The sequence below is a fragment of the Nonomuraea salmonea genome (assembly GCF_042428605.1).
Taxonomy (GTDB): domain Bacteria; phylum Actinomycetota; class Actinomycetes; order Streptosporangiales; family Streptosporangiaceae; genus Nonomuraea; species Nonomuraea salmonea.
The window spans coordinates 42,511-61,057 of sequence record NZ_JBHMCF010000004.1 but is presented as its reverse complement, the minus strand read 5'-3'; the positions used below and the strand labels follow the sequence as shown (position 1 = coordinate 61,057).

The following is an 18,547-nucleotide window of genomic DNA, read 5'->3' as shown; positions in this document are numbered from 1 at the left end:
GGCGTCCCAGAACGATCCTTTCCGAGGATGACAGATTCGCGTAAGTGGACGGCAGGTGCGATTTCCGGAGCTTCGGACGTCTTTTCGGGGTACGACAGACCCCGCGCCCATCGACACGCGAATGCACCGGCCGCGCCGCACCCCCACCGGCCGGTCCGCCCGTGAAGATGGAGGAGCCGTCCCTGCGACAGGAGGAGTCCGCCGATTCAGCATGATTTGCGTGCAATGAGTAATGATCGCCACATAACTGCTCCAACGATGCCATGTGGGGGTTCACGATGAGTCTGCAGCAGCTCTACGGGGTTTTACTGGCCGGTGGCCTGGTGTTGCTGGCGAGCATCGCCGCGGCGCGCACGGCCAGCCGGCTCGGTCTGCCCGGCCTGCTGCTGTTCCTCGCGCTCGGGGTGCTGCTCGGCGAAGACGTGCTGGGCATCGACTTCGACGACGCGCAGCTCGCGCAGACCCTGGGGACGTCGGCGCTGGGCGTCATCCTGGTCGAGGGCGGTCTGAGCACCCGGTGGTCCGACATCAAACGGCTGATGGTGCCCGCCGGACTGCTGGCCACGCTCGGCGTGGCGGTCAGCGTGACGATCACCGCCGCGGGCGCGCACTTCCTGCTCGGCCTCAACTGGCAGCTCTCGCTGCTGCTGGGCGCGATCGTGTCCTCCACGGACGCCGCCGCCGTGTTCTCCGTGCTGCGCGCGCTGCCGCTGCCGCGCCGCGTGGCCGGGATGGTGGAGGCCGAGTCGGGCTTCAACGACGCGCCGACGGTCATCCTGGTGCTGGTGTTCTCGACGGCGTTCACCGACCTGCCCGATCCCGCCTCGATCGCCACGCAGATCTCGTACGAGCTGGCGGTCGGCGCCGCGATCGGGCTCGCTTGCGCCTGGGCGGGCACGCTCGCCCTGCGCTACGTCGCGCTGCCCGCCACCGGCCTGTACCCGCTGGCCACCGTGGGCATGGGCATCATCGCCTTCGCCGCGGCCGGGGCCGTGCACGCCTCCGGGTTCATCGCCGCGTACCTGGCCGGGCTCGTCCTCGGCAACGCCGTACTGCCGCACCGCGCCGCCACCCGGTCGTTCGCCGACGGCATCGGCTGGCTGGCGCAGATCGGCCTGTTCGTCATGCTCGGCCTGCTGGTCACCCCGCACGAGCTGGCGAGCGCGCTGATCCCGGCCGTCGTCATCGGCCTGGTGCTGATGCTGGTCGCCAGGCCGGTGTCCGTGGCCGCGTGCCTGACCTTCTTCCGTACGGGCTGGCGGCATCAGGCGTTCATCGCCTGGGCCGGGATGCGCGGCGCGGTGCCCATCGTGCTGGCCACCTACCCGATCGTGGCCGAGGTGCCGGGCAGCAGGCACCTGCTGAACATCGTGTTCGTCCTGGTCATCCTCTACACCCTGGTGCAGGGCCCCACGCTGCCGCTGGTGGCCAGGCTGCTCAAGGTCATCCAGCCGCACCAGGCCAAGGAGGTCGAGATCGAGGCCGCGCCGCTCGACGTCCTCGCGGCCGAGCTGCTCACGCTGACCGTCCCGCCGGGCTCGAAGCTGCACGGCGTGGAGATCTTCGAGCTACGGCTGCCGAAGCCGTCGATCGTCACCCTCGTCATCCGGGGCGGCGACACGCTCGTCCCCGAGCCGGACACCCGGCTGCGGGAGGGCGACGAAGTGCTCATCGTCACCACGCCCGCCACCCGTACCGAGGTCGAGCGGCGGCTGCGCGCCGTCGGCAGGGGCGGCCGCCTCGCCCACTGGCACGGCGAGGACGGCGAGCCCGACAACGGCCACGCACCCGCGACGTCCCCGGAATCGCGTCCCGCCCCCGCCGCCACACCGGCGCCCGGCAGGCGGCGGGCGGGCCTGCGCTGGCGTACCCGCCTCGCCGGCGGCCGCCGGCGCCACGTCCGCCCGGTCGCGCCCCCGCCCCCGGAACCGGGCGACGACCTGCTCCCCGGCACGGAATCGGAGTCCGACCCCGCCGTCACATGACACCACCCCGCGCCCGCCTGCCTGGGGCGAGGGGCACGCCTGCCCGAGACGCCGGCTATGCGCAGGCCCGTCCGTGGCGCCGGCTATGCGCTCGCCCGTCCGTGGCGCCGGCTATGCGCTCGCCCGTCCGTGGCGCCGGCTATGCGCTCGCCCGTCCGTGGCGCCGGGTATGGGGCCGTCGCCCACCCTCACCCCCGCCCCCCACCCTCGCAGCGGGCGGGCGGGAGCTGGGGAGGTGACGAGCGGGACTTGTGGCGGTGTTTCGATGACATATCCGGTCCAGGCCTATTACCGTGTCGTGCTGAGCCGGACACGCCTTGTAACCCCCCGGAGACGCCACATGCGCATCGCAGCCGCGATCCTCACCTTCTTGCTCGGCCTCACCCTTCTCCCCTCCGGCCCGGCGGCCGCCGCCACGGCGCTGCCGGGCGGCAAGTCGACGTTCGTGGTCTCGCAGGGTCATCTCAAGGCCGCCTCCCAGCAGAACTGGCTACGCCTGGGCAACTACACCTTCGCCAGGAACGGCACCGTGAACGCCGGCTTCTACCTGTGGTGGCAGCGGAGCCCGAAGGCCAGGCAGAGCACCGGCACCGCCCCCGACGCGAGCTGCAGCACCAAGGCCGGCGGCAAGTCCACCCGGGTGCGCGGGTGCAAGGTGCTCACCGCCGGCGGCTTCACCGGCGGCCCGAGCGAGCGGCGCACCGGGACGTACTCGGTGGCGGGCGACGTGCTCACCATCAAGTGGAAGATCGCCCAGACCTGGACCGAGCAGTGGTACGTCCGCAAGTCGCCCGACGGCAAGCTCGCCCGCCTCGACCTCAAGCGCAGCACGCTCGCCACGCACGGCTACGGCTACGGCAGCAACGCCTCCTACGCCACCCGCCGCGCGATGAGCTCGGTGAAGGCGTTCCCCAGCTCGCTCAGGCAGGACCTGACGAGCTGGGCGGGCGGCAAGCTGGTCAGGTCGGCCAACCAGCCGTTCGGGCTCTCGTCGTTCCGCCAGTGCTCCGGCACGACCTCGTGCCTGACGTACCTGCAGCCCTCGTCCAACAGCGCCTGCCAGAAGGAGGGCGGCTGCCCCAGGTACGGCGGCGGGACGAAGGCCAACATCTCCTCCATCCAGTACTACCTGACGATGATCTCCAAGACCGACCGCCGCGACACGCTCTGGCACTGGTGCACCTGCCTGGCGATGGAGCGGGGCCAGTTCTGCTACACCGGGAACTCGCACGTCAAGCCGCTCATGCAGATCATCGACGACTCGGGGGCGTTCCGCGGCTGGGTCGGCGCCGAGGCGTCCTTCTCGACGGACGGCTCCCGCGCCAAGGACATGCTGGCGGTGCTGCGCATCTCCGACTTCCGCTGACCCCGGCGGGCGGCCGGGGGTTTTAGGCTGACCGGATGAAGTACCTGCTGCTGGTCTGCGGGGACGAAGAGTCCTACCAGGCGATGCTGGCCGATCCGGGCTTCCTGCCCGACTGCAAGGCGTGGGCCGCGGCGCGCGGCGACGGGCTGATCGCGACCGGAGGCCTCGAACCCCCGGCCGACGCCACCACGGTGCGGGTGCGCGACGGCGAGGTGCTGATGACCGACGGTCCCTTCGTCGAGTCGAAGGAGGTCGTCGCCGGGTTCAGCCTGATCGAGTGCGCGTCCCGCGAGGAGGCCATGGAGGCCGCGCGGACCCACCCGGTGGCCCGCCACGGCACGATAGAACTCCGCGCCCTCCAACCGTGACGCCACAGGAACCGGCGTCGGCGGGCGTCCAAGAGACGGTGGCGGCCCTGTTCCGCGAGGAGTGGGGCCGCGTCGTGGCGACCCTGATTCGGCAGACCGGCGACTGGGACCTCGCCGAGGAGTGCGCCCAGGACGCCTTCACCCAGGCGCTGACCCGCTGGCCGGCGGACGGCGTGCCGCCGGCCCCCGGCGCCTGGCTCACCACGACGGCCCGCAACAAGGCGATCGACCGCCTCCGCCGCGCCTCGACAGGCGCCGCGAAGCTCCGCGAACTGGCCGCCCTGCACGCCACCACCCTGCTCGATTCCGGCGGACCCGCCGGTTCGCGCGGCGGCGGCCCGGGGACCGTCGTCGAGGACGATCGGTTGCGGTTGATCTTCACGTGTTGTCATCCGCGCCTGCCGTTCGAGGCGCGGGTGGCGCTCACCCTGCGGACGCTGGCCGGGCTCACGACGGCGGAGATCGCGCGGGCGTTTCTCGTGTCCGAGGGCACGATGTCCAAGCGGATCACCCGCGCCAAGCGTGCTGTCCGCGACGCGGGGCTGCCCTTTCATGTGCCGCCGGCCGAGGAACTGCCGGAGCGGCTGCCGGCCGTGCTCGGCGTGCTCTACCTGCTCTTCTCCGAGGGGTACGCGGCCGGCGCGGGCGACGAGTCGATCAGGCGGTCGCTCACGGACGAGGCGATCCGGCTGGCGCGGCTGGTGCACGGGCTGCTGCCGGGCGAGCCTGAGGCGGGCGGGCTGCTGGCGCTGATGCTCCTGCACGACGCCAGGAGCGCGGCCCGCGAGGACGGCGGGGAACTGGTGCCGCTGGAGGAGCAGGACCGTTCACGGTGGCGGCGCGAGCAGATCGACGAGGGCGTGGCGCTGCTCGACGAGGTGCTGCGGCAAGGCGGCGCGGGCGCGGGGCCGTACCGGATCCAGGCCGCCATCGCCGCCTGCCACGCGACCGCGCCGTCGTTCGCCGAGACGCCCTGGACGGAGATCGCCGCCCTGTACGGCGCGCTCGAACGCCACGTCCCCTCCGACATCGTCCGCCTCAACAGGGCCATCGCCGCCGGCATGGCCGACCCCGCCCGTGGCCTGGCCATGACCGAGCCGCTCGGAGCCCGCCTCGACGGCCACCACGTGCTCCACGCCGCCCGCGCCGACCTCCTGCGCCGCCTGGGCCGTGCGGAGGAGGCCGCCGAGCACTACCGGCGGGCCGTGGAGCTGGCCCCCGACGGCCCCGAGCGACGGCACCTGACCCGTCGGCTCGGGGAGGTCGCGCACGTCTGAGCGGCACGCGATCCGCCGCCTGCACGAACCTTTTCCGGGAGGGGTGTCCGTCTGGGCGGTTCCCGTTCGTAGGCAGGGCGGAAACAGTCGTCCTCTATGAAAGGCATGACCATGAAGACCACCCGTTCGGCCGACGGCACCCCCATCGCGTTCGACGTCATGGGCGACGGGGAGCCCGTCGTGCTGGTGAGCGGGGCGTCCTGCACGAGGGGCGTCCACGAGCCGCTGGCCCGGCTGCTGGCCGGCGAGCGTGCGGTGATCAACTATGACCGGCGGGGCCGGGGCGACAGCGGCGACCCCTCGCCCTACGCGGTGGAGCGCGAGGTCGAGGACCTCGCGGCGGTCATCAAGGCGGCAGGGGGCGCGGCGGCGGTGTTCGGGAACTCGTCGGGCGCGGTGCTGGCGGTGCGTGCCGCCGCGGCCGGCCTGCCGATCACGAGGCTCGCGCTGTGGGAGCCGCCGTTCCAGCTCGACCCCGGCGCGCCCGCCCGCGCCCGCGCGTACGCGGACGAGCTGGCGGCCTGCCTGGACGGCGGGCGGCCGGGGGACGCCATGGCGCTGTTCCTGCGCTCGGTCGGGATGCCGGCCGAGGCGATCGAGGGTATGCGTCGCGCTCCCATGTGGCCGTCCATGGAACAGATCGCGCCCACGCTCGCGTACGACGCAGCCGTCCTCGGCGACGGCGGCCTGCCGCCGGGCCTCGCCGCCGTCACGGCGCCCGTCCTGGTGCTGACCGGCTCCCGCACCGGCCCCTGGGCGGACGCCGCCGCCCGCGCCCTGCTGGACGCGCTGCCCGAGGCGCGGCACACGGTGCTCGACGGCCAGGACCACAACGTCTCCTGGGAGGTCCTGGCACCCCATCTGATCGGCTTCCTCGGCTGACCCGGCTCGGGCGGGGCGGTGCCTGAGGGGCTGCCCGCGCCGGCTCAGATCACCTGCACCGGATGGGACACGATCGCGCCGAACAGGTACCCCAAGGTATTGAAGGGCGTGGTTTACGGGCTGCACGGCGCCGGTCGAGTCGGTGGCGCGGGCCAGCAGCTCCGTGCGGCCTGGACGCGGGTGATCCGGCCGCGGCCCGACCACGACCTGCCGTGCAGCCGGTACGCCGCCGGTGCGGGGAGCGGGCGGAGCAGGGCGCGCCTGCCCGGCAGGTCCTCTGGTCCGTACGGCATGCGACCACACTCCCTGATTCCAGATGGCCCTATCAGCAGACATGGAAAGTGTTCCGGTCAGGGAAACGAGCGGAGATCACGGGTTCTGGAAGGTGACCTCGGGATTGGCGGCGGTCGGCCCGTCGAGCAGCGGCCGCTTCGCGCCCTGCAGATGACGGTCGAAGAAGGCGCCCACGTACGAGGTGGTGATCTCGCCCGACCGCTTGCCAGGCAGCGGCGCCTCCGGGTCGGTGATCCCGGCCTGAGCGCCCAGCACGGGCACGTCGATGAAGGTGAAGTGGCCGGAGTCGGCCACGGTCAGCCAGCGCTTCCAGCCGTCCAGCCGCCGCCAGTCGCGCGGCCAGGACGTGTCGGTGGAGCCGGGGGAGTGCCCCGCCTTCGTGCCGAGCATGAGGAACGGCCGCTTGGCGAGCCCGCTCTTGGGGACGGGCGCGAAGAACGTGCCGTCCATGTTCACCCCGGCGCGCACCCGGCGGTCGGCGGCCATGAGGGCGGCGGCGTTGCCGCCGATCGAGTGTCCTGCCGCGCCGATGCGCTTCCCGTCGATCATCGCCGCGCGCTTCCACCCGGAGGCGCGGGTGACCCGGCCGATCACGAACGACAGGTCGGCCGCCCGGCCGGTGGCGACCTTGGCCATCATGCGCCTGCTCGCCGCGTCGGACGGGGCCTGCTCGACCGCGTCGCACGCGGCGCAGGTCAGGGTGCGGCCGCCGGGGAACGTCGTGCCGAACGACTCGTAGGCGTGGTCCACCAGCGCGACCACGTTGCCGCGCGAGGCCAGCTCTTCGGCGAGCATGGTCAGCGTTGCCCGGTTGAGCGAGAATCCGGGCGACAGCACCACCAGGGGGTGCCGTCCGGCGGCCGGCCGGGCGCCGGTCCGCGCGTTGGTGCGCACGCCGGTGACCTGCTCCGGCTTGAACACCTGGTCCAGCTTCTGTGACTTGAGCAGCGCCGCGGCTTCCGCGGTCGTCATGTAAGGGGCGGCGCCGCCGCCGGAACGTGCCGGGTAGTACATCGAGACCATCAGCTCGCGCGAGCGCGCCGACGGCATCCAGGGGTCGCGCCGCCCGGTGTCCTGCAGGTGCAGGACGTCCCGCCCGACCTGGTACGCGCCGGTCGGCCGGGGAATCGCGAAGGTCACCTCGGCGGTGCCGGCGGCCTGCGCGGGGAGCGCCGACGCGGTGAGGGGCAGGGTGAGCGCGAGCAGGGCAACGGTGGTTCTGTTCATGGCGAGTACGGTACGGACGGGCCCAGGCCGCTCGACATGCTCGAAAGACGGGCACGCACCCTTACTTTCGTCAGGGTCTGAGCCGCCCGGCCACCTCCAGCCACCGCGTCACCTCGGAGGCGCTGAAGTGGCGGATCGCCCAGTCCACCAGGCGCAGGCTCATGTGCGCCCAGCAGCGCAGCGCCACCCGCTCGGGCACGTCCACGTGCAGGCCGGGGGCCCGGTGCGCGAGGTCGAAGCGGAGCGTGAACAGGTCGAAGCCGGCGTCGCCGCGCGTCGCGCCGTCCCAGTCGATCACGCCGGTGATGACGCCGTCCGCGTCGACCAGGACGTTCTCCGGGTGGAAGTCGGTGTGCACGAGGTCGTCGCCGTCGAGGACGTCGCCGGGGAACGCCCTGCCGACCTCCTCGATCTGGTCGAGCAGGCGGCGGGTGCGGCCGTCGTAGGAGCGCAGCGAGCCGTGCAGGCAGAAGCCGGGCCCGTCCTCCAGCAGGAACAACCGTAGCGGCGGCAGGTCGGAGCGGCCCGCGAGCACGCCCCGGCACCGCCGGTTGATCTCGATCATCTGCTCGACCAGTTCCGCCGTGGCCTTCTCCGGGACACGGCCCGGCAGCAGCTCCTGGACCAGGAGGGGTGGGTGGACCAGCTCGTACGCGGGCGCCGGCACCCCCGCCGCCCGCGCCACCTCAAGCAGCGGGCCGACGTCGGGCCCCCGGGTCAGGACCGACCGGCGGCCGTCGGGCCAGCGGACGTAGGCCGCGCCTACCTGCCCGCCGGGGCACGGCCCCTCGTAGGCGAGCGGCACGGGCAGGTCGCGCAGGGCCTGCTGGACGTCGAGCTTCGGTACGGGCGGCAGCGTCACGATCTCTCCTCAGCCGGGTGACCTCACTCACAGCCGTCACAACCGGGCGGGCCATCTCGTCTTTGAGTGCATGGAACGAACGAGTGTAGTGATCACCGGTGCGAACAAGGGGCTCGGCCTGGAGACGGCCAGGCGGCTCGGCGAGATGGGCTGGCAGGTCTTCCTCGGCTCCCGCGACGCAGGACGGGGCCGCGCGGCCGCCGAGAAACTGGCCGCCGACGGCATCGAGGTCGTCGTGATTCCCTTGGACGTGACCTCCGACGAGTCGGTCGCGGCGGCCGTGAGCCTGGTCCGTGAGCACACCGATCACTTGGACGTGCTGGTCAACAACGCGGGCGCGCCGGGCAACGTGCTGCCGCCCGCCCAGGCCACGGCCGATGAGCTGCACGCCGTCTACGACACCAACGTCTACGGGCCGGTCCGCGTCACCCACGCCTTCCTGCCCCTGCTGGAGGCGTCGGACAACCCGCGCGTGGTGAACGTCGGCAGCGGCGGCGGCTCCTTCGGCGTGGTCACCGACCCCGGCCAGCCGGTCTCGAAGATGCACGAGCTGGCGTACAGCTCGTCGAAGGCCGCCCTCAACATGATCACCGTTCGGTACGCGCAGGCGCTGCCGCACATCAAGTTCAACGTGCTCACCCCCGGCGAGATCGTCAACCGGGCCTACACCGCCACCGACATGAACCACCACACCGGCACGCTCACCGTCACCCAGGGCAGCGACCCGATCATCAGGCTCGCCACCCTCGACGCCGACGGGCCGAGCGGCGTCTTCATCGACCGCCTGGGACCGGTGGCCTGGTGAGCACCGGACATTTCGGGAAGGGTACGGATATGTCGCGAGCGGACGATGAGGGCTACCGGCCCCTGCTGTTCTCCATCGCGTACGGGATGACCGGATCCGTCGGCGACGCCGAGGACATCGTCCAGGACGCCTACCTCCGACTCACCAGGGCCCGCCAGGCGGGCACCACGGTCGCCGAGCCGAAGGCGTACCTGACGACGGCCGTGACCCGGCTCGGCATTGACCACCTGCGGTCGGCGCGGGTACGGCGGGAGACGTACGTGGGGGACTGGCTGCCCGAGCCGGTCGTCGTCCCCGGCCTCGGTGCGGGGCTCACCTCAGGCCCCGCCGCTGGGCCCGCCGAGCACGCCGAACTGTCCGACTCGCTGTCGATGGCGTTCCTCGTGCTGCTGGAGGCGCTCTCGCCGGTGGAGCGGGCGGTCTTCATGCTGCGCGAGGTCTTCGGGTACGGCTACCCCGACGTGGCCCGCGTCACCGGCAAGACCGAGGCGAACTGCCGGCAGATCTTCGCCCGCGCCCGCCGCAGGATCGCCGAGGGGGCACGGGAACCCGGCGGGCCGCTCGCCCCCGCGCGGCGGGCGGAGGGCGCCGAGCTGGCCCAGCGCTTCTTCGAGGCCGCGTCAGGCGGCGACCTCGACGCGCTGCTCGACATGCTGGCCCCCGACGTGGTGCTGCACGGGGACGGCGGCGGCAAGGTGCCCGCGCTCTCGTGGCCCGCGACCGACCGCCTGCGGGTCGCGCGGCTGCTCCTCGGCGGCCTGCGCCGGTTCAGGGCGCTCGGCGTCACGCTCAGTCTCGCCTGGGTCAACGGCCGCCCGGGAGCGGTCCTGCACGACGCCGAGGGACGGGTGGCGAGCGTGGTCGAGCTGTCGATCGCGGACGGGTACGTGCAGGCGATCCACTCGGTCGCCAACCCCGACAAGCTGCACCACCTCGGCCCGGTCTCCGACGTGGGCCTCCGGAACCGCTGACGCCTCACGGGTCAGGCGGGTCAGGCGGGGCCGGTGGGGCCGGTGGCCTCCATGGCGGCGGGTGGGGCCGGAGCGGTGGCGGGAGCCGTCCAGAGGCCAGTCAGGGCGTCGATGAGGCTGGTCGCGGTGGCGTCCCAGGTGGGGCTGAGCGGGTCGCCCTCGTTGAGCGCCCGCTCCCGCTCTGCCAGCGCGTGCACCAGGAGGAGGCGGCTCATGTCGGCGCGGTGGCGGCGCGTCCCCTCCGGCACTCCGGGCAGCAGCCGGAACATGCCGGCCAGGCTCGTCCGCATGGACGGCGTGGAGACGGCCTCGTCGATGACGATCTCCCGCATCGGAGGCACGGTGTTGATCTGCGCCATGCACTGGGCTCGCACGCTCGGCACGCCCAGCGCCGCCAGGTGGTCGGTGGCCGGGCGGACCAGGCACGAGATCCAGTCGCGCAGCTCACCCGACTCGCCCATCTCGGCCAGCAGCCGCAGCCGCCGCCGTTCCAGGTCGTGGGTGTAGCGGCGGACGATCGCGCGGACCAAACCGGCCTTCGACCCGAAGTGGTAGCCGACCGCGAAGTTGTTGGCCTGGCCCGCCGCCTCGCTGATCTGCCGGTTGGACACCTCGCCGACGCCGCGCTCGGCGAACAGCCGCTCCGCCGTGTCGAGCAGCGCCTCGCGCGTGTCCCTGGCCCGCACCCCGCGGCGCTCGGGCGCGGGCCCCGAGGACGTCACCATCGCACCGGTACCTCCTCCAGCCCCCCGACCACCAGCCCCTCGCGACGGCGCAGCTCGGCGGCGGGGACGGCCGGCTCCAAGCCGGGCAGCCGGTCCAGCAGCACCTTGAGCACGGCCTGCAGCTCCGTGCGGGCCAGCGCCTGCCCGAGGCAGGAGTGCGGGCCGGCGCCGAAGGCGACGTGGGGGTTGGGTGAGCGGTCGAGCCGCATCTCGTCCGCCTCGTCGAACTGCCGCTCGTCACGGTTGGCCGCGGCCATGCTGCACACGACGGTGGTGCCCTTCGGCAGCGTCTGGCCGCTCACGGAGACCTCTTCCGTGAGGTAGCGGGGCATGCCGAAGCCGGGGTTGGCGTCGAAGCGCAACGCCTCCTCCACGGCGGAGCGGATCAGTGTGCGGTCGGCCAGCAGCGCCTCCCAGCGCCCGCGGTCGGCCAGCAGCATCGACATCATCTTGCCGATCATATTGGCGGTCGTCTCGTGCCCGGCCACCAGCAGGCCCCTGGCGGTGCCGATCAGCAGCTGCTCGGTCAGCCTGCCGTCCAGGCCCTCGACGAGCGCGAGCAGCTCGCTGATCAGGTCGTCGCCCGGCTCCTTCCGCTTGGCGTCCACCAGCGCCACCAGGTAGGCGTCGAAGTCGGCCTGTGCGGCGTCGATCTCCTCCTGGGTGAACCTGGTCATGCTGAGCATCGTGTCCGACCAGTACGCGAACCTGGCGCGGTCGGCGTCGGGCACCCCGAGCAGGTCGCAGATGGCCCACACCGGCAGCGGGAACCCCAGCGCGGACACCAGGTCCGCCGGCGCGCCGCCCGCGATCATCTCCTCGACCAGGTGCTCGGCCATCGCCTCGATGCGCGGCCGCATCGCGGTGACCCGCTTGGCGGTGAACGCCTTGCCGACCAGCTGCCGCCAGGCGCGGTGCTCATCGCCCGTCATGCTCCTGCCCCGGTTGCCGAACACGCCGCCCGACTCGTTGGCGGTCACCCTGGCGGCGTCCGGCGCGTCGAGCTGGCGGGTGAAGCGCGGGTCCGACAGGACCTGCTTGACGTCGTCGTACCTGGTCAGCAGCAGCGCCTGGTCGCCGCTCGCGAGCCTGATCGGGGCGACGGGGCAGCCCGAGCGCAGCTCCGCCCATTCGGGCGGCGGCTCCAGGGCGGTGGGGTTGGCGAACGGGTAGTCGGGAACCTGCTGCGCGCTCACACGTCCTCCCAGAGGTGCTTGTGAGGCCCAGCTAAGTCAATCCGCTTAAGTAAATCAAGTGATTGAGAACGGTGTCCGTACGTGGCGGTCCCGGCGATGCGTGGGGCGGACGCGTGAGATGCTGCATTTGTGACCACGACTGAGCAGGCCGAACCGGCCCCACGCCGCCGGCGGGGCCGTCCCGGCTATGACCAGTCCGCGATCCTGCGCGCCGCCGTCGAGATGTTCAACCGCCGCGGCTACGACGCCACCAGCATGGGCGACCTGGCCAAGGAACTCGGGCTGACCAAGCCGGCCATCTACCACCACGTGACCAGCAAGGAGCAGCTGCTCGGCCAGGCGCTCGACGACGCGCTCGACGAGCTGACCGCCGTGGTGACCGAGGCGTCCCGTGAGCCGGGCGGGCGCAGCGCGTACGAGCGGCTGCGCGAGGTCGTGCGGCGCAGCGTCGAGGTGCTCGTCGCGCACCAGCCGTCGGTCACGCTGCTGCTGCGCGTCCGGGGCAACAGCGAGGTCGAGCTGGCCGCGCTCGAACGGCGCCGCTGGCTCGACGACCGGCTCGCCGCCCTGGTGGCCGACGCGGTCGCCGAGGGCGCGCTGCGCGACGACGTACCGCCCGCGCTGGTCAGCCGCCTGCTGTTCGGCATGGTCAACTCGCTCGCCGAGTGGTACCGCCCCGACGGCGCCTACGACCAGGCGATGGTCGCCGCCGCCATCACCTCCATCGCCTTCGACGGCCTGGCCAAGCACGAAACCTGACCGGCCGGCCTGACCAGGGGAGTGGCCTGGTCAGGCGGTGTCACCAGGTGTAGAAGCCCTGGCCGGTCTTGCGGCCGAGGTGGCCTGCGGCGACCAGGTCGCGCAGGATCCGGGGCGGCTCGAAGCGCGGGCCCAGCTCGCGGGCCAGGTGTTCGGCGATGGCCAGCCGCACGTCGAGCCCCACGATGTCCGTCGTGCGCAGGGGCCCCACCGGGTGGCGGTAGCCGAGTGTCATCGCGGTGTCGATGTCGGCCGCGCTCGCCACGCCCTCTTCGAGCATCCGCATGGCCTCCAGCGCCAGGCTCACCCCGAGCCGGCTGCTGGCGAAGCCCGGCGAGTCGGTCACGGTGATGGGCGTCTTGCCGAGCGCCGCCACCCAGCCCTGGGCCCGGGTCAGCAACCCGGACTCGGTCGTGGGCGCGGCGACGATCTCGACGAGGTCGCTCACCGGGACCGGGTTGAAGAAGTGCAGGCCGAGGAAGCGTTCCGGGGCGGCCAGCCCGGCGGCGAGCCCGGTCAGTGACAGGCTGCTGGTGTTCGTGGCGAGCACCGCGCCGGGCGCCCGCTTCTCGGCGACGGCCAGCACCTCCGCCTTGAGCGCGGCATCCTCGGGCACGGCCTCGATGACCAGATGGCAGCCCGCCAGGTCGCCCGGGTCGGTCGTGATCCGCAGCCGGGCCAGCACGGCCTTCTGCGGCTCACCGAGCGTGCCCTTGGCGGCGGCCTTGCCCACGCTGCCCTCGACCCTGGCACGAGCGGCGGCGGCCGTCTCCTCGCCGCTCTCCACGACGACGACGGCGCTGCCCGCGACGAGGAACGCATGCGCGATGCCCGCCCCCATGCGGCCCCCGCCGAAGACACCGACGTCACCCGGCAAGGCGCCGGGCCGGTCGGTCGGCCGGTCGGTGGGCCGGTCGGTGGGCCGGTCGGTGGGCGGGTGGGCGTGGTCCGGGTGGTCGGTGGTCATGGGCGCGGTCCCTTCCGCTCGCGGCGTTCCAGGAACGCCGTCATGCGCGCGTACTTCTCCTCGGTCTCGAACAGCACCGCCTGCGCCACGTCGTCCACGAACGGGTGCGCCTGGCGCGGCGCGTGGAAGACGGCCTTCATCAGGCGGGTCGCGAGCGGGGCCTGGGCGGCGATGCGGTCGGCCAGGCGGTGCCCGGCGGCGAGCAGGTCGTCCGGCTCGGCGACCTCGTGCAGCAGCCGCACGTCCCTGGCCTCCTCGGCCGTCAGTACGCGGCCGGCGAGCAGGATCTCCTTGGCCAGCGGCTCGCCCACCAGCTCGGCCAGCCGCCAGGCAGCGCCGGCGGCGGCGAGGATGCCGAGGCCGGTCTCCGGGTTGCCGATCCTGGTGCGGGGCGTGCCGATGCGGAAGTCGCAGGCGTAGGCCAGCTCGGCGCCGCCGCCCAGCGCGTACCCGTCGAGGAGGGCGATGGTGGGCATCGGCAGCCGGTGGACCCGGTCGAAGATCTTCGAGTTGATGCCGCGCAGCGCGTCCTCGCGGCCACGTTCACGCAGCTGGGCGATGTCGGCGCCGGCCGCGAACGTCCCGCCCTCGCCGACGAGCAGCACGACCTTCGGGTCCGCCTCGACGGCGGCGCACGCCTCGTGCAGCGCGGCCACCAGCTCGCGGTCGATGGCGTTGCGCACCTCGGGCCGGTTGAGCCGCCACACCACCCGGTCCGCGCCCTCCTCGATGAGAAGACTCGGCCCGCTCATGCCCGCTCCCCGCAGCTGGAAGTTGTCACGTGGGCTCCTGTTCAGGCGTCGTAGTCGACGGTGACGTGCTCGCCCACCGGATACGTCTGACAGGTCAGGACGAATCCGGCGGCCAGCTCGGACGGTTCGAGCGCGTAGTTGCGCCGCATGTCCACCTCGCCCGACCGTACGACGGCCCGGCACGTCCCGCACACGCCGCCCTTGCAGGCGAACGGCAGGTCCGCCCGGGTGGCCTGGGCGCCGTCGAGCAGCGTCGTCTCCCGGGAGACGGTCGAGGTGGTGCGCAGCCCGTCGAGCACGGTCGTCAGCTCGGTGGTGGCGCCGGGCGGGGCCGAGTCGTCCCTGTGCGGCGGGGGCGGCGGCGCGTCGGCGTAGAACAGCTCGACGTGCACCCGCTCGGCGGGCACGCCCAGCTCGGCGAGCACCGGCCTGGCCTGCTCGATCATCTCCAGCGGCCCGCAGAGCCACACGTGGTCGAACACCTCGACCGGGACGAGCGAGGTGAGCAGGCGGCGCAGCCGGTCGCCGTCGAGCCTTCCTGACAGCAGCTCGACGTCGCGCGGCTCGCGGGAGAGCGCGTGCACGACCTGGAGGCGGGGGCCGTAGCGGTTCTTCAGGTCGCCCAGCTCCTCGGCGAACATGACCGTGCGGCTGGTGCGGTTGCCGTACAGGAGGGAGACCTGGGCGCGGGGGTGGGTGAGGACGGTCGAGGCGATCGACAGCAGCGGCGTGATGCCCGAGCCGGCCGCCACGCACAGGTGGCGCTCGCCGCCGTCCGGGTCGGCCTGCCAGGAGCCGGTGGGCGGCTGCACCTCGATGACCGTGCCCGGCCGTACGTCGTGGACCAGCCAGGAGGAGAACAGGCCGCCGGGGATCTCCCTGACCCCGATGCGCGGCGCGGCGCCCGCCGGGGCGCAGATCGAGTACGAGCGCCGCTCCTCGCGTCCGTCGGCCATCCGGCGCAGGGTGAGCGACTGGCCGGCCTTGAACGCGTACGTGTCGCGCAGCTCGGGCGGCACCTCGAAGGTGATCGCGGCGGCGTCGTCGCACAGCCGGTCCACCGCCGCCACGGTCAGCGGGTGGAAGACGGCGGCCCTGGACGGCGCGGTCGCCGGCATGGTCATCGTTAAATCTCCTTGACGTGCTCGAACGGTTCGAGGCAGCCCGTGCAGCGGTAGAGGGCTTTGCAGGCGGTGGCGCCGAACTCGGAGGTGAGCCGGGTGTCCGCCGAGCCGCAGCGCGGGCAGCGCGGTGCCGCGCGCTTGGGGCCGAGGGTCAGCAGCACCGGCCCGGTACGCCGGGGCGCGGGGCCGGGCGGCGACAGCCCGGCGTCGCGCAGGGCGGCCCGGCCGCGTTCGGAGATCCAGTCGCTCGACCACGGCGGATCCAGCACCACCCGCACCTCCACCCGTTCGAACCCGGCGTCCTTGAGCCGGTGGACGAGGTCGTCGCGCATGGTCGCCATGGCCGGGCAGCCGGTGTAGGTCGGCGTGATCGAGGCGACCACCACCTCGCCGCCGCCGCCACCGGCGTCCCGCGTCACCTCGACACCGCGCAACACGCCCAGGTCGGCGAGGGTCAGCATCGGCATCTCAGGATCCCGCACCTGCCTCGCCACCTCGACCGCCGCGTCCGCCCGCGCGGCCGCGCCGTCACGCGCTCGCTCGGCCGTCTCGGCAGGCTGCCGCGTGGCCGCGCTGTCACGCGCTCGCTCGGCCGTCTCGGCAGGCTGCCGCGTGGCCGCATCCTCGCGCGCCCGCCCAGCGGGCGGCCCGTCGCCCGGCGTGGACCCCGCGCGGGGCCGAGCGGGGGTCACCAGCGCCCCATCGGGTGGGCGCGGGCGACCACCTGCATCTCGGTGAGCAGTCTGCTCAGGGCCTCGGTGTGCAGGCCGTGTCTGCCGGTGCGTCCGGCGACGCCGGCCAGCGGCGCCCGCTCGGGACGGTCGACGCCGCTCACCGCGAGCACCTGGTCCAGGACGGCGTCCACCTCGCCCGCCAGGGACGACGGGTCCACGCCCACCCCGGCGTCGGCCAGAACCCGTTCGAGCGGGTGGGCGGTGACCAGCTCGGCCCGCAGCGGCCACAGCGCGTCGAGCGCGGCCAGCAGCCTGCGGTGCGACTCCTCGGTGCCGCGCGCCAGCGTGAGGAACCAGCGCCCGGCCCAGTCGCGGTGGTAGGCGACCTCCTTGACGCCCTTCCCCGCGACGGCGGCGAGCACCTGGTCCCGGCTGGCGCGCAGCCGTTCGAACAGGGCGAGCCGAGCCGCGGAGAACAGCAGCAGCCGCACCACCACGTGCGCGAAGTCCCCGTTCGGCACCTCACAAAGCCGCACGTTGCGAAAGTCGCGGTCGTCGCGGAAGAACGCCAGCGCGTCCTCGGCCGGCACCGGCGAGCCGTCGGGCAGCGCCGGCACCACGCCGGGGTCGGCCGCCGCCGCCCGCGCTAGCAGCAGCCGCGCCTGCCCGAGCAGGTCGAGCGCCATGTTGGCGAGCGCGATGTCCTCCTCCAGGTCGGGCGCGCGGCTGCACCACTCCGACAGCCGCTGCGACAGGACCAGGGCGTCGTCGCCGAGCATGAGGCAGTACGCGGCCAGCGCGGCCGGGTCCACCCCCTCGGGCACGGTGGTGTCGACCCCGGCCAGCGGGTCCTCGAAGTCGGTGCCGAAAGCCCACTGAGCGGAGTCACCGCCCTCGATCAGGCCGTCGAAGATGCTGCCGTGTTCGCTGCTGTGTTCACTGCTGTGTCCGCTCCGGGGTTCGCTGCGGGGTTCGTCGCTCATGAGCAGGTCCGATCAGATGTGCGGGACGTCGCCCGGGATCTCGTAGAACGTCGGATGCCGGTAGACCTTGTCGCCGCTGGGCGCGAAGAGCGGGTCCTTCTCGTCGGGGGACGAGGCGGTGATGGCGTCGGCCCGTACGACCCAGATGCTGACGCCCTCGTTGCGGCGGGTGTAGACGTCGCGGGCGTGCCGCAGCGCCATCTGGTCGTCAGGGGCGTGCAGCGAGCCGACGTGCACGTGGTTGAGCCCGCGCTTGCCGCGGACGAACACCTCGTACAGCGGCCATTCCCGGCGGTCGGCGCTCATCGGGCGACCTCCTGCTGTGAGCGCTCGGCGAAGGCGATGGCGGCCTCGCGTACCCAGGCGCCCTCCTCGTGGGCGGCCCTGCGGTGTGCCATGCGCTGGGCGTTGCACGGCCCGTCGCCGCGCAGCACGGCGGCGAACTCCTCCCAGTCGGGCTCGCCGAAGTCGTGGTGGCCGCGCTCCTCGTTCCAGCGCAGATCGGGATCGGGCAGCGTGACACCGAGCGCCTCGGCCTGCGGGACCGTCATGTCCACGAACTTCTGCCGCAGCTCGTCGTTGGAGTTGCGCTTGACGCCCCAGGCCATCGAGCGCGCGCTGTTGGGCGACTGGTCGTCCGGCGGCCCGAACATCATCAGCGACGGCCACCAGAACCGGTCGACCGACTCCTGCACCATGGCCCGCTGCTCGTCGGTGCCGCGCATCATCGTCATCAGCAGCTCGTACCCCTGCCGCTGGTGGAACGACTCCTCCTTGCAGATGCGGATCATCGCGCGGCCGTAGGGGCCGTAGGAGGTGCGGCACAGCGGCACCTGGTTGCAGATGGCGGCGCCGTCCACCAGCCAGCCGATGGTGCCGACGTCGGCGTACGAGAGCGTCGGATAGTTGAAGATCGAGGAGTATTTCTGCTTGCCGCTGAGCAGCAACTCCGTCAGCTCGGCCCGGGAGACGCCCAAGGTTTCGCACGCGGAGTACAGATAGAGCCCGTGCCCCGCCTCGTCCTGCACCTTGGCCAGCAGGATCGCCTTACGGCGCAACGAGGGGGCGCGGCCGATCCAGTTGCCCTCGGGCTGCATGCCGATGATCTCGGAGTGGGCGTGCTGGGCGATCTGGCGGATGAGCGTCCGGCGGTAGGCGTCGGGCATCCAGTCGCGCGGCTCGATGCGGTCGTGGCGGGCGATGGTCGCGTCGAACCCGGCTTGCAGGCGGGCCTCGAGGTCCGGCTCCGCTGGGGTGGTCGTCATCTTTCCTCCGACGCCTCGGGCTCATTTACTTATCGCTCGGTCAGTAATAAGGTCGCACACAGAGG

The 18,547-nt window shown here is 72.9% G+C and carries 20 protein-coding genes; 8 read left to right on the top strand and 12 right to left on the bottom strand.

The features are described from left to right. Positions 1–278: 278 nt before the first annotated feature. The 5 genes from ACFFR3_RS06335 to ACFFR3_RS06315 all read left to right on the top strand — a co-directional run bounded on the left by ACFFR3_RS06335 (position 279) and on the right by ACFFR3_RS06315 (position 5,878). Positions 279–1,985: a potassium/proton antiporter gene (locus ACFFR3_RS06335; RefSeq protein WP_379482744.1), complete on the top strand. Its 1,707-nt coding sequence runs from the start codon at positions 279–281 to the stop codon at positions 1,983–1,985. Between the two features lie 340 nt (positions 1,986–2,325). Continuing rightward, positions 2,326–3,351, top strand: coding sequence for a hypothetical protein (locus tag ACFFR3_RS06330; RefSeq protein WP_364379709.1), 1,026 nt, complete (start codon positions 2,326–2,328; stop codon positions 3,349–3,351). A gap of 35 nt (positions 3,352–3,386) precedes the next feature. Beyond that, positions 3,387–3,719, top strand: a complete 333-nt coding sequence (locus ACFFR3_RS06325; RefSeq protein WP_345385436.1) for a YciI family protein — start codon at positions 3,387–3,389, stop codon at positions 3,717–3,719. Then, positions 3,716–4,996 (top strand): RNA polymerase sigma factor, encoded by a 1,281-nt coding sequence (locus ACFFR3_RS06320; RefSeq protein WP_379482743.1) that lies wholly within the window; start codon positions 3,716–3,718, stop codon positions 4,994–4,996. Before ACFFR3_RS06325 ends, ACFFR3_RS06320 begins: the two co-directional genes overlap by 4 nt. Before the next feature lie 111 nt (positions 4,997–5,107). Continuing rightward, positions 5,108–5,878: an alpha/beta fold hydrolase gene (locus tag ACFFR3_RS06315; RefSeq protein WP_379482742.1), complete on the top strand. Its 771-nt coding sequence runs from the start codon at positions 5,108–5,110 to the stop codon at positions 5,876–5,878. Positions 5,879–5,991: 113 nt separating this feature from the next. Here ACFFR3_RS06315 and ACFFR3_RS06310 read toward each other — a convergent pair whose 3' ends face one another. From ACFFR3_RS06310 to ACFFR3_RS06300, 3 genes are all read right to left on the bottom strand, one after another. After that, positions 5,992–6,171 (bottom strand): hypothetical protein, encoded by a 180-nt coding sequence (locus ACFFR3_RS06310; RefSeq protein WP_345385432.1) that lies wholly within the window; start codon positions 6,169–6,171, stop codon positions 5,992–5,994. Between the two features lie 76 nt (positions 6,172–6,247). Then, a complete protein-coding gene (locus ACFFR3_RS06305; protein WP_345385430.1) occupies positions 6,248–7,399 on the bottom strand; it encodes an alpha/beta hydrolase family protein in 1,152 nt (383 codons plus the stop codon). Between the two features lie 70 nt (positions 7,400–7,469). Next, positions 7,470–8,261, bottom strand: a complete 792-nt coding sequence (locus ACFFR3_RS06300) for an aminoglycoside phosphotransferase family protein (protein ID WP_379482741.1) — start codon at positions 8,259–8,261, stop codon at positions 7,470–7,472. A 70-nt stretch (positions 8,262–8,331) separates the two neighbouring features. On the opposite strand from ACFFR3_RS06300, the gene ACFFR3_RS06295 reads away from it, so the two are divergent. Both ACFFR3_RS06295 and sigJ read left to right on the top strand, forming a co-directional pair. After that, positions 8,332–9,066, top strand: a complete 735-nt coding sequence (locus tag ACFFR3_RS06295; protein WP_364379726.1) for an SDR family NAD(P)-dependent oxidoreductase — start codon at positions 8,332–8,334, stop codon at positions 9,064–9,066. Positions 9,067–9,095: 29 nt separating this feature from the next. After that, complete coding sequence (gene sigJ, locus ACFFR3_RS06290) at positions 9,096–10,037, top strand: RNA polymerase sigma factor SigJ (RefSeq protein WP_379482740.1); 942 nt, start codon at positions 9,096–9,098, stop codon at positions 10,035–10,037. 20 nt (positions 10,038–10,057) lie between these two features. Here sigJ and ACFFR3_RS06285 read toward each other — a convergent pair whose 3' ends face one another. Then, on the bottom strand, positions 10,058–10,762 hold the full coding sequence (locus ACFFR3_RS06285; protein ID WP_345385422.1) for a TetR/AcrR family transcriptional regulator: 705 nt from the start codon (positions 10,760–10,762) through the stop codon (positions 10,058–10,060). Continuing rightward, on the bottom strand, positions 10,756–11,958 hold the full coding sequence (locus tag ACFFR3_RS06280) for a cytochrome P450 (RefSeq protein ID WP_379482739.1): 1,203 nt from the start codon (positions 11,956–11,958) through the stop codon (positions 10,756–10,758). Before ACFFR3_RS06280 ends, ACFFR3_RS06285 begins: the two co-directional genes overlap by 7 nt. Positions 11,959–12,087: 129 nt before the next feature. On the opposite strand from ACFFR3_RS06280, the gene ACFFR3_RS06275 reads away from it, so the two are divergent. Then, positions 12,088–12,717: a TetR/AcrR family transcriptional regulator gene (locus ACFFR3_RS06275; RefSeq protein ID WP_345385420.1), complete on the top strand. Its 630-nt coding sequence runs from the start codon at positions 12,088–12,090 to the stop codon at positions 12,715–12,717. A 40-nt stretch (positions 12,718–12,757) separates the two neighbouring features. On the opposite strand, the gene ACFFR3_RS06270 is transcribed toward ACFFR3_RS06275, so the two are convergent. The 7 genes from ACFFR3_RS06270 to paaA all read right to left on the bottom strand — a co-directional run bounded on the left by ACFFR3_RS06270 (position 12,758) and on the right by paaA (position 18,482). Continuing rightward, positions 12,758–13,684 carry a 3-hydroxyacyl-CoA dehydrogenase family protein gene (locus tag ACFFR3_RS06270; protein ID WP_379482738.1) on the bottom strand — a complete coding sequence of 309 codons (927 nt, stop codon included), beginning with the start codon at positions 13,682–13,684 and terminating at the stop codon, positions 12,758–12,760. Continuing rightward, complete coding sequence (locus ACFFR3_RS06265; RefSeq protein ID WP_345385416.1) at positions 13,681–14,436, bottom strand: enoyl-CoA hydratase/isomerase family protein; 756 nt, start codon at positions 14,434–14,436, stop codon at positions 13,681–13,683. Before ACFFR3_RS06265 ends, ACFFR3_RS06270 begins: the two co-directional genes overlap by 4 nt. 41 nt (positions 14,437–14,477) lie before the next feature. Continuing rightward, entirely contained in the window at positions 14,478–15,560 is a 1,083-nt protein-coding gene (paaE, locus tag ACFFR3_RS06260; RefSeq protein ID WP_379482737.1) for a 1,2-phenylacetyl-CoA epoxidase subunit PaaE, read from the bottom strand. 2 nt (positions 15,561–15,562) lie between these two features. Beyond that, positions 15,563–16,054 (bottom strand): 1,2-phenylacetyl-CoA epoxidase subunit PaaD, encoded by a 492-nt coding sequence (paaD, locus tag ACFFR3_RS06255; protein ID WP_345409217.1) that lies wholly within the window; start codon positions 16,052–16,054, stop codon positions 15,563–15,565. 194 nt (positions 16,055–16,248) lie between these two features. Continuing rightward, positions 16,249–17,217, bottom strand: a complete 969-nt coding sequence (gene paaC, locus ACFFR3_RS06250) for a 1,2-phenylacetyl-CoA epoxidase subunit PaaC (RefSeq protein ID WP_345385413.1) — start codon at positions 17,215–17,217, stop codon at positions 16,249–16,251. A 12-nt stretch (positions 17,218–17,229) separates the two neighbouring features. After that, positions 17,230–17,523 (bottom strand): 1,2-phenylacetyl-CoA epoxidase subunit PaaB, encoded by a 294-nt coding sequence (gene paaB, locus ACFFR3_RS06245; protein ID WP_379482736.1) that lies wholly within the window; start codon positions 17,521–17,523, stop codon positions 17,230–17,232. Then, positions 17,520–18,482, bottom strand: a complete 963-nt coding sequence (gene paaA / locus ACFFR3_RS06240) for a 1,2-phenylacetyl-CoA epoxidase subunit PaaA (protein ID WP_345385411.1) — start codon at positions 18,480–18,482, stop codon at positions 17,520–17,522. Before paaA ends, paaB begins: the two co-directional genes overlap by 4 nt. Between the last annotated feature and the right edge of the window lie 65 nt (positions 18,483–18,547).